Genomic DNA, 14,407 nt, shown 5'->3' on the forward strand with positions numbered 1-14,407 from the left:
GGCCTGCACGTCTCCGATCCATCCCCCATCGCCGGCCGGGCGGCTACCCGAGCCGGCGCTTCTTTTTCTCACAAGAAGCGCGGATAGTCATAAGAAAAGCTGTTTTGATGCCGAACTGTCGCCGGCCGGCCAGCCGATATCCTTGCGCAGGTCAGAGGGAAGTCCCTCGATGACAACCGCAGTCCGGCGGCGCCGCCAGGACGCCTGGAGCCTGACGATCATCTCAACGGCATAGCTCCAAACGGCGGCAGTGGGCGGCTGCTTGTGAGCCCTGCGCCCATAATGATGCGATGCGAACGTGGCCATGATGGCCTCCTATGGTTCGACTGCAGAAAGTTCCCGGACGCGCGCGAGCGCGTTGTGATGCCTGCACGGCGCCCGATTACCAAGGAACGAAGCCAGTATCAGCCTGACTTGACGTTCAATCAAACGAAATGATATGCTTTATAAATTCAAAAAAATTGAAGGCTAGTCCCATGTCGATCCTTCCCCGATCTCCGTTGCCACTTCTGGATAACGATGTCCTGCGGACCTTTGTGGCGATTGCCGAAACCGGCAATTTCTCGACGGCGGCGGAGGCTGTGTTCAGGACGCCTTCCGCGGTTTCGATGCAGATCAAGAAGCTCGAGGAGCAGCTGAAAACGACGCTGTTTCTCCGCGACGCGCGCTCCGTCAGCCTGACGCAGCATGGCGAGGTCCTGCTATCCTATGCCCGTCGCATGCTGGCGTTGTCCAACGAGGCGGTGTCGCGGTTCATCCTGCCCGAACTTGCCGGCGTGGTGCGGCTCGGCGCGCCCGACGATATCGCCGAGCGATTGCTTCCGAAATTGCTGAAGGATTTTAGTGAAAGTTTCCCGGGCATCATGGTGGATGTGACCGTGGATCAGAGCCTCTTGCTGCGTCGGCGCATTGAGGAGCAACGGCTCGACCTGACCTTGATCAACTGTGCGTCGCGACCGTTTCCGACCGGGGGTGAGGTCATTCATACCGAAAAACTGGTTTGGGCGGGCGCCAGATGCGGCAATGCCCATCTACGCGACCCGCTGCCAGTATCCGTCTGGGAAGACGGCTGCGTCTGGCGCCAGGATGCGCTGTTGCAGCTGGACAGGCACAAGCGCCCCTACCGCGTCGCCTATGCCAGCGCCCACACGATGGCGCAGCGTGCCGCGGTGGTATCGGACCTCGCCATTGCGCCGTTTCCGCGATCCTACGTCACCGGGGACATGCAGATTCTCGGGCCCAAGGAAGGGCTTCCCGAATTGATGAACTTCGATATCCGTCTCCTCACCAGTGCGCAGCTTTCGACGCCGGCCAAGGCGGTCGCGGAGGGGATCCGCGCGGCTTTCGGCACGCTCGACGCAGCAGCCGCCTGAGTACGTCAGGCCCTACCATACGCCTCGGGTCAGGCCGTTCCAGGCCCAAATCCAGATGGGCGGCGGAAAACGCAGGACGGAACGACCCGGGATTGGCTGCACCTTCACGCGGTCCTTCAGAACATCATCGATTGCTGCGATGGTGATGCCTGTCGATGCTGCGGTCAGGAGCAGCGGGTAGGTGGCGATGAAATCGCCCGCCTGCGGTGTCAGACGCTGTTCGTACAGGGTGCAGCCCGTATCGGTTCCCGCGTCGACCAGGTGAACGGTCGCTCCAAAGTTCGCCGCGTCATTCTCGACAAGGGACCAGTAGCCACCCATCTGGCCACGATAGGCAGGATTGATGCCAGCGTGAAAATTGACGACCGGGCAGGGGCAGGCGGCAAGCGTCGAACGGGAGAGCAGCCGGCAGGAAATCGTCAGGATGGCCTGCGGTTTGAGCCGCGACAGCAGGGCGTGGCATGCGGCGTCGTTGAGGCTGTCGACGCGATGAACCGGAATGGCAGGCTTCACGGCGGCCGATTGTCCGTAAGTTTGCAATATCTCGTCTGATCGCCGGGCTGCGGCCTTCTTGCCCAGACGTGACGCCGCCATCGTGCCGAGCTGGCCGAGGGCATTGAGCCAGCCTGACCTTCGCGCCCGCCGCCGGATGATCAGAGCCTTGCTTTCAGCTGTTTCCTGGATGACATGGAGATCGGGCCAATGCCTTTCCAGGGCGTTGATCATCACCTGCGCATTGGCGCCGCCCGCCGTCATGACGACCACTGTGGGCGAATTGTCGAGCGTGGTCATCGGCGTTCTCATGGGTGTCGTAGACTGCGTGCGCTTGGCAGGCGCGAGGCGCTACGATCACGTCAGTTTGAAATAATACGGCTTTTTGTTGAACCTTTTGCCGCATGGTGCGTTACCGGGACGCGATATGCAACCAATTGATCTCTTGGAGCTTCCCACATGAAAATCGGAACAGTGACCGTCCTCGGCGCCACCCTCGTAGCTCTGCTGACCCTGAGCGCCTGCGGCAACACCATTCGCGGCGTTGGTCGTGATACGGCGAACGCTGTCGATGCAACGCAGTCTGCCGGCCGCGACGTTGATCGCGCTGCCCGCCGATAATCTGCCTGATATGATGAAGGCGGCCCGCGCGTTTCGCCGAGCCGCCTTTTGCTGTTTCGGGACTGCTTGTCCTGTCGCTGGCTCGCTAACGCTCAGACAGGAGATTTCGGGTAGGCGCGATCGAGGCCGCCCGAGCGCGCCAGGCCTTGGCGAAAGGCGCCGTAGGCGGGGTGCTGGCTGGAACGCGCCGCTTCACTCAAGCGGATCTGCAAACGCGATGGTGCAGCATTGCCCAACCATTCCCCGCATTGTTCCAGCTTCAAAGTGTTGAGGAGGCGCGCTTCGCTGGCGCGGTCGAGAAACAGGGACAATCCATCCAGCATGAGATCGTCATTGCTGGCGCTTTCCATCAGAAGCATGAGCCATGCCTGGTTTTCCGCTGTCAAACTCTGCAGCCCGTCCGCGATGGTCTCGCGACTGCCGATTGGAGAAATGTTGCTCATGTCGTGCCCCTGAATTTTGGACGTATGGCGCAAACGCCATCCTGATGATTCCTGGGGCGTTTCTGACTGAGGCCATTAAGCTTTTCAAGTCGTGGCGACCACCACACGATCCGGTAACGACATTTCTTCAGTGTTGGCGTGAATCGTAACGCGTCAGATCTTGGCCGGCGAAATGCCCTTGCCGTCGCAGATGCCTAAAGATGCGACCTGATCTTGGCCGCGACGTCTGGTTCCACCCATTTGCTCCAGACATCCTCGTGATTTTGAAAAAAATATCTTGCGGCATCCTCATTCGAGCCGCGATGTTCTTCCTGCCAGGCAAGGATGCTGTTGACGGTGGCGTTGGTCCATTTTCTTGCCTTTACGTAATTGAGCGCCACGCCGGCTTTCGAGGCGAAGCCCTGCGTTGCAACGGTAAAGGCCTGTGATATCGGATAGGAATTGACCTTGGGGCTCGGGCAGGCCGCAACCGCGGTACACGTTTCCCAGTCGAGCCGGTTATGCGGAACGCCGAACGACAGTTTGACCATTGGATATTTCCCCATGATCGGCGTCGGTGCCCAGTAATAGCCGAGCCATCCCCGCTCTTCCTCGAATGCGCGGGCGATCGAGGCGTTGAGATCGTCGGCCGTGTCAGCGGCGATAAGGTCGAAACCCTTTTCCTCGGCACCAACGGCCCGGTAAAGATTGGCCGTCGAAACCTGGCAACTCCATGCGGCCGGGCAATTGTAGATCGCAGCCCTATTTTCCTTTGCCGGAGACGGAAAAAGTTCAGGATGCTTTAGTGCATCGGTAACCGTCTTGATGTCGGGATGAGCATCGGCCACGAATTTTGGAATCCACCAGCCTTCGACCGCCCCGTCGGCCAGGATTTCCGCGCCCTGGATCAGCCGGCCCTCCTGGACGGCGAGGTCGAGCGGCTGGCGCACCGAATTGATCCAGAATTCAGGGGCGAGATCGGGTTGCCCTTGCCCGTTCATGGCATTGAAGGTCGGTATCGTGTCGCCGGCCACGATCTGGACCGAACAGCCATAGCCACTCTCGAGAATGATCTTGTCGACCTGCGCCGCGATGCCGGCTGATGCCCAGTTCATCTCGGCAATCGCAACATCGCCGCATTCCTCGGCCTCGGCAAGAGAGGGCAGGGCGTAAAGGCCGACGCCCGTTGCGATGGCGAGAATCGATTTCATCGGTGTGGACCTTCCGTCCTGAGGCATGCTCCGCATTTCCTAGATTACAGCCGTAGCCAGCATGCACAAGGGTAGAGGTGAGGCCCGATAGGGCCCGATTATCCCGGACTTGATTTTGCCCGATGCGGCGCGGCCCCCCAACCATCGCTCGCATTAAAATGCGCAGAAGGCGGCCGAACTGTGAGCGGCTAACGATCCGGTAAGACTCTGGCGCTATCACTGCGTTCGCGACACGTCGCCAGCAGGTCCGGATTTGGTTTTGCGTACCGGACCGTCTCGACGTCGCGGATTGACATCCGCGCACGCCGATTGCAGCATGAGGGTGCTGATCGGCGGAGAGTGATGGAATCATCCCGCGGTCCCCGTTATCAGCATAACAGACGGAACAGGCTTCCGGCCGAAGTTCGCCGACGGTTCGCATGTCGCGAACGGGTCTGCTTCGGTTCGAATGACTGGACCGCCGGAGCAGGGATATGATCAACCCGGGCGGACGCCTTCTTTATCTACGAATCGTCCGCGCATTCGTGTCTCGTCGTTCCGGCGGTATCTTCCGCCTCCTTTCGTGGAATTCTACATGATTGTTCCTTCTCGCGGTTCTGCCCTCGTGCTGGGCGGCGCCCGTTCGGGCAAATCGGTTTTTGCCGAAAAACTGGCGCTCGACAGCGGGTTGGAACGCCATTATGTCGCAACCGGCCGGGCCTATGATGACGAGATGCGGGAACGCATCAACGCGCATCGGACACAGCGCGGCAAGGGCTGGCAGACCCACGAAACGCCGCTCGATGTGGTGGGGCATCTTAAACATCTCGATCAGCCGGGACGGGTCATCCTTGTCGATTGCCTGACTTTGTGGGTGACTAATATGATGATGGAGGCTGAGGCGACGATTGGGCGGCAGGCGCAGGCGCTGACCGCGCATGTGGCAGAAGCGCAGGCCCGGTTGATCATCGTCTCCAACGAGGTCGGTCTGGGCATCGTGCCGGAGAACCGGATGGCGCGAGCGTTTCGCGATCACGCCGGACGGCTGCATCAGCAGGTCGCGGCCGCGACAAGCGAAGTCTATTTCATCGCCGCCGGTTTGCCGCTGAAGATGAAGGGCTGATTACCAGCCCAGCCAAATCCGCAAAGGATGAGCAGGGTCGGCGAGAAGCTTGGTCGCCATGGCAAAGCACGAAATCACCAGCAGCGGCTTGATGATTTTCGCGCCGATACGCATGGCGAGACTGGACCCGATCTGCGCGCCGATGAACTGGCCGACGCCCATCACGATCCCGACTTTCCACAGGATCGAACCGGTAGCCAGAAACATCAGGAAGCCGCCGATATTCGAGCCGAGATTGATCAGTTTCGTATGAGCGGTTGCTTTGAGCATGCCGAAGCCAGCCAGCAGCACGAAACCCAGCATGTAGAACGAGCCGGCTCCAGGGCCGAACACGCCGTCATAGAGGCCGATCAGCGGAATGAATGTTGCGCCGAAGACGAAGGGCGTGATGCGGCGATGGCTGTCGATATCGGAGAGATTGGGCTTCAGCGCGAAGAACAGGCCGATGGCGACCAGCAGGAATGGGATGGCCGAGCCCAGGATTTTGGTGGGCAGAACAGAGGCGACCAATGCGCCGACGGCACCACCGATCAGCGCCGTCAAAGCCATAGGCAATTGCGCCTTCAGCTGAACATGGCCACGGCGGGCGTAGGAAATCGTTGCAGACGTCGCGCCGAACATGCCTTGCAGCTTGTTGGTACCGAGCGCATCAAGCGGCGGAATTCCGGCAATCAGCATCGACGGGATGGTGATGAGACCGCCGCCGCCCGCAATGGAATCGACAAAGCCGGCAACGACCGCCACGAAAAACAGGAGCACGAGAAGGTTTAAGGCGATATCCAAGGCTTTGTCTTTGCGAGCGGGTAATGAGGTGCGCATGCCTTTTTGCATCGAAACCGGACGCGTGCAATGGTGACATTCCTGTGCACGGTACGGTGGATCAATTCATGGCGACGGTGTGACGGGATTGCACATCCCCGATCCGGCGCTATGGTGCCCCACCTTTTGGAAATGGAATGCCTCTCATGCACAAGGTCATCTTCGATACCGATCCGGGCGTTGACGACGCGATGGCGCTGCTTTTCCTGCATCGCCATCCCGAGATCGATCTGGTCGGCATCACGACCACGGTCGGCAATGCGCCGATCGACATCACCACCCGCAACGCCCTGTTTCTGGCGCAAGCCTGGAGCATCGAGGCGCCGATCGCACAGGGTTTTGGCGAGAAATTCGATGCCGGGCGCCGCAACGGTCCCTGGCCGACCTTCATTCACGGCGATAACGGGCTGGGCAATATCTCCATTCCCGAGACGATAAGCCGAAAGGCCGACCCGCGTGCCGCCCATCAATTCATCATCGATACCGTGCGGGCCAATCCAGGCGAGATCACGCTTGTTGCCGTCGGCCGCATGACGAACCTGGCGCTGGCGCTTAAAGCCGATCCCGAAATCGCGACGCTGGTCAAGGACGTGGTCATCATGGGCGGTGCCTTCGACGTGCCGGGCAATGTGACGCCGACGGCCGAAGCCAATATTCACGGCGATCCGGAAGCGGCCGATCTTGTGCTGACCGCGCCGTGGCGTGTCACAGTCGTCGGGCTCGACGTGACCATGCAGACTGTGATGATGCGCAGCGATCTGGCCAAGCTTGCGAAGGCCGGCGGCGCGCATGTGACGCTTTTGAACGATCTGTCGCAGTTTTATATCGACTTCTACAATCACCGTGTCGGCGATGGCATGGTCATTCACGATAGCTGCGCCTGTGTCTACGTGGTGCGCCCGGACCTGTTCAAAACCCGCAGTGGTGCGATGCGGGTCGTCTGCGGCGGCATCGCCGACGGCATGACGATCCAGAAGCCGGACGTCAAAACGTTTCCGCCGGGCGAGTGGGACGGCCATCCGAGCCAGTCCGCCTGCATCGGCATCGATGCGGATGCGGTGCTTGGTCTCATCCGCTCGGTGCTTGTGGAAGGCAAAGCCGCCTGATAGACGGTGCCGGACTGGACACCGCACCTGTTGTTTCGGCAACAGGTGCGGTGCAAATGCCAATGGCGGCAATGCTTGCCATTGGCATTCCAAAATGATTTCCCTATGTGGGAAGCTGATTACAATATTCTCTATGAGGACATGGGCGTGACCGCTACATTCGACAAAGTTGCCGACATCATTGCTGAAACCAGCGAAATCGATCGCGCGACGATTACGCCGGAAAGCCACACGATCGACGACCTTGGAATCGATAGCCTCGATTTCCTCGACATCGTCTTTGCGATCGACAAGGAATTCGGCATCAAGATCCCGCTCGAGCAGTGGACGCAGGAAGTTAACGAAGGCAAGGTTTCGACCGAAGAATACTTCGTTCTGAAGAACCTCTGCGCCAAGATCGACGAGCTGAGGGCAGCCAAGGGCTGATTTGCCCGGCTGTTGAGCCTTGATGCTTCTTGAATATTTCCAGATGATCGACCGCATCGAGACGGTCGATCTTGGAGCAAACACGCTGACGGCCCGCTCGGTCGTGCCGTCGAACAGCCCCGTGTTCGAGGGCCATTTTCCCGGCATGCCTCTGGTGCCGGGCGTGCTTTTGATCGAGACCATGGCGCAGGCATCCGGCATGCTGGTTCTGGCCGCGACGGATTTTGCCGCCATGCCGTTCCTGATGTCCGTCGATGGCGCCAAGCTGCGCACCTTCGTCGAGCCGGATGCCGTCCTCGATATCGAGGCGTTTCTGGAGCACGAGGGATCGGGTTATGCCGTGACCAAGGCGAAGATTACCAGCAACGGCAAGAAGGTCTGCGATGCGCAATTGAAGCTGCGCACCATGCCCTTCAGCGAAATTCCGCTCGCGCCGATCGTCCGCAAACGGGCCGAGGAAGTTGGCCTGATGGATGCAATTGCCGCGAACGCTTGAAGCCTGCCGGTGTGCCGGTGAGGAAGAGGACATGATGAAGTCTGACAATGATGTCGTGATCACCGGTATCGGTATCGTAAGCTGCCTGGGCGTGGGCAAGGAGCCGCATGTTGCGGTCATGTCGGGCGCCGAAGCTATCGCACCGCGCGTCGAAACAGAGCGTTTTGCACCTTATCCGGTGCATCCCTTGCCGGACATAGACTGGTCGACCCAGATCACGAAACGCGACCAGCGCCAGATGGAAAACTGGCAGCGGCTCGGTGTGTTTTCCGCCGGCCTCGCGCTCGACGATGCGGGCCTCAAGGAAAACGCAGAGCTTTGTGCTTCGATGGACATGATCGTGGCGGCCGGTGGCGGTGAGCGCGACATCAAGGTCGACACGTTGATCGTCGATGAGGGCCTGAAGCGCAACGACCGCGAAGCGCTGCTCAACGAAAAGCTGACGACCGAACTGCGTCCGACGCTGTTTCTGGCCCAGCTCTCCAATCTGCTCGCGGGCAATATTTCCATCGTCCATAAGGTCACCGGCTCCTCGCGCACCTTCATGGGCGAAGAAGCTGCCGGCATCTCGGCCATCGAGACGGCTTTCCATCGCATCAAGTCCGGCCAGTCGACGCATACTCTCGCTGGCGGCGCTTTTGTTGCCGAACGTGCAGACATTCTGCTTCTCGTCGAGGGCATTCGTGCCCATGCCACGGGTGAATGGCAGCCACTGTGGTCGCGTTCACCGGACCATGGCGGCGGCATGATGATGGGCTCTGTCGGTGCCTTCCTGGTGCTGGAATCGCGTGCCCATGCGACCAGGCGCGGGGCGCATATCTACGCCGTGATCGACGGTATCGAAGGTGACCGCGGCAATCGCGACGAAGGCAAGCTGGAGAAGCGGCTGTCGCGCATGGCTGGTCTTGCCGGTTCCCCCGAAGATACCGTCGTATTCTCCGGTGCCAGCGGTGTTGTCGAGCTCTCGGCACGTGAGAAGACTGTTCTGGGTGAGGCCCTGCCGGGTGCGGCCATCCGCGGTTACGCTGGCATCACTGGCCATGGCATGGAAGCACAGTTCCCGCTTGGACTGGCGCTAGCAGCCCTCGCACTTGATGGCGCAGCCAGCGTTCCTGCCTTTGATGCCAACAATGAACAGCCAATGGCAAAGCCGGCGAAGCGGGCGGTGGTGACGACAGTCGGTTATACGCGCGGCGAGGGGCTTGCCGCCCTGTCGGTGGACGCGTGAGGAGATAAGTGATGAGCGACAATCGCTTCAAGGATCATCTCGGCCGCCCGATCGTTGCGGTCACAGGCATGGGCGTCATTACGTCGCTCGGCCAGGGTCTTCAGGATAATTGGGCTGCCTTGACCTCCGGCACGTCGGGCATCCACAAGATCACCCGCTTCCCGACCGAAGGGCTTTCGACCCGCATCTGCGGCACTGTCGATTTCATCGATATCCCGGCGCCGAATTCGGTCGAACGTTCCTATGCGTTTGCCCGCGAAACCACCATCGAGGCACTGGCACAGGCCGGTCTGTCTGGCGATTTCGATGGGCCGCTGTTTCTTGCCGCTCCGCCGGTCGAGCCGGAATGGGTCGATCGTTTCGCACTCGCCGACCGTGCGCCGCCGGCGGAACGCGAAGCCGATGCCTATGACCGTTTCCTCACGGCTATGCGTGAACGTCCCGATCCGGCCTTCCTTGAAGCCGTTCAGTTCGGCTCGATCTCCGAGCGCCTGGCCTACCGTTTTGGGACACGCGGCCTGCCGGTGACGTTGTCGACCGCCTGTGCTTCCGGCGCAACCGCGATCCAGCTTGGCGTCGAGGCAATCCGTCAGGGTCGCACCGACAAGGCCCTGGTGGCGGCTACGGATGGTTCCGTCAGCGCCGAGGCCCTGATCCGTTTCTCGCTTCTGTCTGCGCTCTCAACTCAGAACGATCCGCCGGAAAAGGCTTCAAAGCCATTCTCGAAGGATCGCGACGGTTTCGTCATTGCCGAAGGTGCGGCAACGCTGGTTCTGGAATCGTTGGAGTCCGCCATTGCCCGCGGTGCCAAGGTGCTTGGGGTGGTAAAGGGCCTCGGCGAAAAGGCCGACAGCTTTCACCGCACCCGTTCGTCGCCGGATGGCGGCCCGGCGATCGCCACCATCCGCGCAGCGCTTGAGGATGCCGGCATGACCGCAGCCGATATCGGCTACGTCAACGCTCACGGTACCTCCACGCCGGAAAACGACAAGATGGAATACGGGTCTATGCTCGCCGTCTTCGGGGATCGTCTGAAGGAAATTCCGCTGTCGTCCAACAAGTCGATGATTGGCCATACGTTGACGGCGGCCGGCGCTGTCGAGGCGGTGTTCTCGCTGCAGACCATGCTGACCGGCACGCTGCCGCCGACGATCAACTACACCAATCCCGATCCGACGATCGCGCTGGATGTGGTGCCGAACGTCAAGCGCGATGCGCAGGTTTCCGCAGTCATCTCGAACTCCTTCGGCTTTGGCGGCCAGAACGCCAGCCTTGTCTTGACGGCTGAACCGGTCTAAGGCCTGCTTCCCAAACAGACAGACGTCATCCTCGCCTTCGGGTTAAACCCGAAGGTGTCCCGAGGATCTTCTGACGTCGATATATACATTGAGTGTTGGCAGATGCTCGAGACAGGCTCGAGCATGACGCATATTTAAACGTAGTGCTTGCCTCACGATCCGGAAGGAAACGAAACATTATGCGCGCTCTGCAACTCATCGACGACCGCAAGCTTGAAGCCGTGGATATTCCTGAGCCGGAAGCGCCGGGTCCGGGTGAGGTGACGCTGCGCGTGAAGGCGGTTGCTCTGAACCATATCGACGTCTGGGGCTGGCGCGGCATGGCGTTTGCCAAGCGCAAGATGCCGCTAACCATCGGTGCTGAGGCATCGGGCGTGGTTGAGGCGATCGGTCCCGGCGTGTCGAATGTTCTGCCCGGCGATCTGGTCTCGATCTATGGTGCGCGCATCTGCGGTCGCTGCAAGAACTGCACCGAAAGACGCGACAATCTCTGCGAACATGTCGGCGGCGTGCACGGTTTCCATCTCGATGGATTTGCCCAGGAGAAGATGAACATTCCGGCCCGCCAGCTCGTCCCTGCTCCTCCGGGGATCGACGCAGTTGCCGCAGCCCTCGCTCCGGTGACCTTCGGTACCGTCGAGCACATGCTGTTCGACAATGCCAAACTTCAGTCGGGCGAAACCATTCTGATCCACGCCGGCGGTTCCGGCATCGGCTCTGCGGCAATCCAGCTTGCCAAGAAGATCGGCTGCACGGTCATCACCACCGTTGGCTCGGACGACAAGATCGAAGGCGCCAAGGCGCTCGGCGCCGATCACGTCATCAATTACCGCAAGGACCGTTTTGAAGGCGTCGTGCGAAAGCTGACCAAGAAAAAGGGCGTCGATGTCGTGTTCGAACATGTCGGCAAGGACACGTTTGCCGCCTCGATGTTCTGCTTGAAGCGCGGCGGTCGTCTGGTTACCTGCGGTTCGACCTCCGGTGTTTCGACCGAAGTCAACCTGATGATGCTGTTCCAGCAGCAGCTGAAACTGCTCGGCTCGTTTGGTTGCCGTATGGAAAACATGGCCGATTCCATGCAGAAAATGGCGCGCGGCATCGTGCATCCGGTGATCGATACCGAAGTCACGTTCGATACGATCGACAAGGCGCTGGAGCGGATGGAAAGCCGTCAGGTGTTCGGCAAGATCATTCTGCGGATGGACTGATCCCGTGAAGATGGTCATTACCCGGATCGTTCTGGCGGTCATGCATTTTCGGCAGTGGCTGGTGGCGCAGGTCGCCTTCGGCTTTCTCAACCTGCTGAAAATCTTCCCGGCCGATCCGGCGATCAATTTTGCCGACTGGCTGGTGCGCAAGATCGGACCGCGCACCTTTCGCCACAGGCTGATGATGACCAATCTGCGCAACGCCTATCCTGAAAAGGACAAGGCCGAGCTGCAGGACATTGCGGTCAGGAGTTGGGGCCATATGGGTCGGCTTGCGGCCGAATATGTGTTTCTCGACCGGCTGTTCGATTTCGATCCCGAACGCGCGGAGCCCGGTCGTATCGAAGTATCGGGCATTCCGCTTTTCCTTGAGCTTCGGGACAATCCGAAGCCCTTCATCGTGTTTACCGCCCATACCGGCAATTTCGAACTTCTGCCGGTGGCGGGGTCGGCCTTCGGTCTGGCCGTCACGGTGCTCTTTCGTCCGCCGAACAACCCCTACATCGCCGAAAAGGTGTTCTCGTTCCGCTCGGCGCGCATGGGTAAGCTCGTGCCGTCGCATGCCGGGTCATCTTTTGCTCTCGCCCGCCAGCTGGAGGCGGGGGGCGGCGTCGGTGTTCTGGTGGATCAGAAATTCCGGAAGGGTCTGCATACGTCCTTCTTCGGCCAGCCGGTCCAGACCAATCCGCTTCTGGCCAAGCTCGTGCGGCAGTTCGATGCGGAAGTCTATCCGGCGCGCTGCATCCGGCTGCCCGGCAATCGATACCGGCTGGAGATAGAACCGCGCATCGACGTGCCGCGCGATGTCAACGGCAATGTCGACGTGCAGGCCACGGCACAGATGCTCAACGACAAGGTCGAAAGCTGGGTGCGAGAGCATCCGGAACAGTGGCTGTGGTATCACGACCGCTGGAACATAAAGAAGGGCTTGCGCCGCAAATAGACTGCCATTTCGCACCTCGGCTGCGAGGTTTTTGCTTTGCGCAGCATAGTGCGCAAGAGGCCGAGGGCAACGGTTTGCCCGCCGGTTTTGCGGCCGGATCTGTCACTTAAATTTAATCGTTTCAGAGCGGGCCGGCCTTGCCGCGGCGTCGTTTGAGTGCCAAAACACCTATCGATTTGTAAATGGAGGCTTTGTCGTGGAACAGGCAGAAATCGGTCTTATCGGTCTTGGCGTCATGGGCGCAAATCTCTCGCTCAACATTGCCGAAAAAGGCAACCGTATCGCAGTTTTCAACCGCACTCCGGACGTCACCAAGAAATTTTACGCCGAAGCAGGCGAGCTTCAGAAGAACATCGTTCCCTGCGAAACACTTGAAGAATTTGTTGCCGCCATCCGCCCGCCACGTCCCATCATCATCATGATCAAGGCCGGGGAGCCGGTCGATCAGCAGATGGAACTGCTCAAGCCGCATCTGGCCAATGGCGACATCATGATCGACGCCGGCAACGCGAATTTCCGCGATACGATGCGTCGTTTCGACAATCTCAAGGATAGCGGCCTGACCTTTATCGGCATGGGCGTCTCCGGCGGCGAAGAGGGGGCCCGTCATGGTCCCTCGATCATGGTCGGCGGCACGGAAGAAAGCTGGACGCGGGTCGAGAAGGTCCTGACCTCGATCTCCGCCAGGTTCAACGACGAGGCCTGCGTTGCCTGGCTCGGCGAAAACGGCGCCGGCCATTTCGTCAAGACCATCCATAACGGCATCGAATATGCCGACATGCAGATGATCGCCGAGATCTACGGCATCCTGCGCGATGGCCTGAAGCTTTCCGCCCCGGAAATTGGCCAGGTCTTCGGCAAGTGGAACGAAGGTCGGCTGAATTCCTACCTGATCGAAATCACCGAGAAGGTGCTGGCCGCAAACGACCCGATTTCGGGCAAGCCGATGGTGGACGTGATCGTCGACCAGGCCGGCCAGAAGGGCACCGGCAAGTGGTCGGTGATCGAAGCCCAAAACATGGGCGTTGCGGCCACTGCCATCGAAGCCGCTGTTGCCGGCCGCATTCTGTCGTCGCAGAAATCGGAACGCGAAGCAGCCGAGAAGATCCTCGGACTGCCGCAGACGGTGGCGATGCCTGCAACCGACGGCGTCAGCTTCCTCGACGATCTCGAAAACGCACTTCTTGCCGCCAAGGTCGCTGCCTATGCGCAAGGTTTTGCCGTCATGGCGGGCGCATCCCGGGAATACAACTGGAACCTGCCGATGCCGACCATCGCCAAGATCTGGCGCGCCGGCTGCATCATCCGTTCGCAGTTCCTCGACGAGATCACTTCGGCCTTCACCAAGGACCCGGATGTCGCCAACCTGATCGTCACGCCTGCCTTCGCCAAGCTCGTCAACGACACCGACGCATCGCTGCGCCGCGTCGTCTCGACCGCGGTCATGTCCGGCCTGTCGGTACCGGCCCTGTCTTCGGCGCTCGCCTATTTCGACGCCTATCGTCGTGGCCGCGGCACCGCCAACCTGATCCAGGCGCAGCGGGACTTCTTTGGCGCGCACGGCTTCGATCGCGTCGATGGCGTCGACAAGCACCACGGCCCATGGGGCAGCGGTCTGGCGGATTTCGCCTGATCTTCTGACATTCCGAAAGGCCCGTCTTT

15 protein-coding genes are annotated in these 14,407 nt (G+C 60.2%); 11 read left to right on the forward strand and 4 right to left on the reverse strand.

The window, feature by feature from the left end:
- Positions 1-434 precede the first annotated feature (434 nt).
- On the forward strand, positions 435-1,373 hold the full coding sequence (locus ACQKKX_RS17765; RefSeq protein WP_427572517.1) for a LysR family transcriptional regulator: 939 nt from the start codon (positions 435-437) through the stop codon (positions 1,371-1,373).
- 12 nt (positions 1,374-1,385) lie between these two features.
- Here the strand turns inward: ACQKKX_RS17765 and ACQKKX_RS17770 are convergent, their stop codons facing one another.
- The gene (locus tag ACQKKX_RS17770; RefSeq protein ID WP_427572519.1) at positions 1,386-2,165 is read right to left on the reverse strand and encodes a formyl transferase; all 780 of its coding nucleotides are present in this window, start codon (positions 2,163-2,165) and stop codon (positions 1,386-1,388) included.
- A 159-nt stretch (positions 2,166-2,324) separates the two neighbouring features.
- Between ACQKKX_RS17770 and ACQKKX_RS17775 the strand changes: the two genes are divergently transcribed.
- Positions 2,325-2,486 carry an entericidin gene (locus ACQKKX_RS17775; RefSeq protein WP_427572521.1) on the forward strand — a complete coding sequence of 54 codons (162 nt, stop codon included), beginning with the start codon at positions 2,325-2,327 and terminating at the stop codon, positions 2,484-2,486.
- A 92-nt stretch (positions 2,487-2,578) separates the two neighbouring features.
- On the opposite strand, the gene ACQKKX_RS17780 is transcribed toward ACQKKX_RS17775, so the two are convergent.
- Both ACQKKX_RS17780 and ACQKKX_RS17785 read right to left on the reverse strand, forming a co-directional pair.
- Positions 2,579-2,929 (reverse strand): hypothetical protein, encoded by a 351-nt coding sequence (locus ACQKKX_RS17780; RefSeq protein WP_427572522.1) that lies wholly within the window; start codon positions 2,927-2,929, stop codon positions 2,579-2,581.
- A 194-nt stretch (positions 2,930-3,123) separates the two neighbouring features.
- Positions 3,124-4,119 carry a glycine betaine ABC transporter substrate-binding protein gene (locus ACQKKX_RS17785; protein ID WP_427572524.1) on the reverse strand — a complete coding sequence of 332 codons (996 nt, stop codon included), beginning with the start codon at positions 4,117-4,119 and terminating at the stop codon, positions 3,124-3,126.
- Positions 4,120-4,693: 574 nt separating this feature from the next.
- On the opposite strand from ACQKKX_RS17785, the gene cobU reads away from it, so the two are divergent.
- Complete coding sequence (gene cobU, locus ACQKKX_RS17790) at positions 4,694-5,221, forward strand: bifunctional adenosylcobinamide kinase/adenosylcobinamide-phosphate guanylyltransferase (RefSeq protein WP_427572526.1); 528 nt, start codon at positions 4,694-4,696, stop codon at positions 5,219-5,221.
- Here the strand turns inward: cobU and ACQKKX_RS17795 are convergent, their stop codons facing one another.
- Positions 5,222-6,040, reverse strand: coding sequence for a TSUP family transporter (locus tag ACQKKX_RS17795; RefSeq protein ID WP_427572528.1), 819 nt, complete (start codon positions 6,038-6,040; stop codon positions 5,222-5,224). It abuts the gene before it with no gap.
- 146 nt (positions 6,041-6,186) lie between these two features.
- Between ACQKKX_RS17795 and ACQKKX_RS17800 the strand changes: the two genes are divergently transcribed.
- The 8 genes from ACQKKX_RS17800 to gndA all read left to right on the forward strand — a co-directional run bounded on the left by ACQKKX_RS17800 (position 6,187) and on the right by gndA (position 14,378).
- Positions 6,187-7,146 (forward strand): nucleoside hydrolase, encoded by a 960-nt coding sequence (locus ACQKKX_RS17800; RefSeq protein WP_427572530.1) that lies wholly within the window; start codon positions 6,187-6,189, stop codon positions 7,144-7,146.
- A gap of 141 nt (positions 7,147-7,287) precedes the next feature.
- Complete coding sequence (locus ACQKKX_RS17805; RefSeq protein ID WP_112730324.1) at positions 7,288-7,572, forward strand: acyl carrier protein; 285 nt, start codon at positions 7,288-7,290, stop codon at positions 7,570-7,572.
- Between the two features lie 22 nt (positions 7,573-7,594).
- Positions 7,595-8,068 carry a 3-hydroxyacyl-ACP dehydratase FabZ family protein gene (locus tag ACQKKX_RS17810; RefSeq protein WP_427572531.1) on the forward strand — a complete coding sequence of 158 codons (474 nt, stop codon included), beginning with the start codon at positions 7,595-7,597 and terminating at the stop codon, positions 8,066-8,068.
- 31 nt (positions 8,069-8,099) lie between these two features.
- Entirely contained in the window at positions 8,100-9,296 is a 1,197-nt protein-coding gene (locus ACQKKX_RS17815; RefSeq protein ID WP_427572532.1) for a beta-ketoacyl-ACP synthase, read from the forward strand.
- 11 nt (positions 9,297-9,307) lie between these two features.
- A complete protein-coding gene (locus ACQKKX_RS17820) occupies positions 9,308-10,594 on the forward strand; it encodes a beta-ketoacyl-ACP synthase (protein WP_427572534.1) in 1,287 nt (428 codons plus the stop codon).
- 179 nt (positions 10,595-10,773) lie between these two features.
- Positions 10,774-11,802 carry a zinc-binding dehydrogenase gene (locus ACQKKX_RS17825; protein WP_427572536.1) on the forward strand — a complete coding sequence of 343 codons (1,029 nt, stop codon included), beginning with the start codon at positions 10,774-10,776 and terminating at the stop codon, positions 11,800-11,802.
- A gap of 4 nt (positions 11,803-11,806) precedes the next feature.
- Positions 11,807-12,745, forward strand: a complete 939-nt coding sequence (locus tag ACQKKX_RS17830; protein ID WP_427572538.1) for a lipid A biosynthesis lauroyl acyltransferase — start codon at positions 11,807-11,809, stop codon at positions 12,743-12,745.
- Positions 12,746-12,941: 196 nt separating this feature from the next.
- The gene (gndA, locus tag ACQKKX_RS17835; RefSeq protein WP_427572540.1) at positions 12,942-14,378 is read left to right on the forward strand and encodes an NADP-dependent phosphogluconate dehydrogenase; all 1,437 of its coding nucleotides are present in this window, start codon (positions 12,942-12,944) and stop codon (positions 14,376-14,378) included.
- Positions 14,379-14,407: the final 29 nt, after the last annotated feature.

Source organism: Neorhizobium sp. NPDC001467 (genome assembly GCF_050275975.1).
In the GTDB taxonomy this organism is placed as follows: domain Bacteria; phylum Pseudomonadota; class Alphaproteobacteria; order Rhizobiales; family Rhizobiaceae; genus Neorhizobium.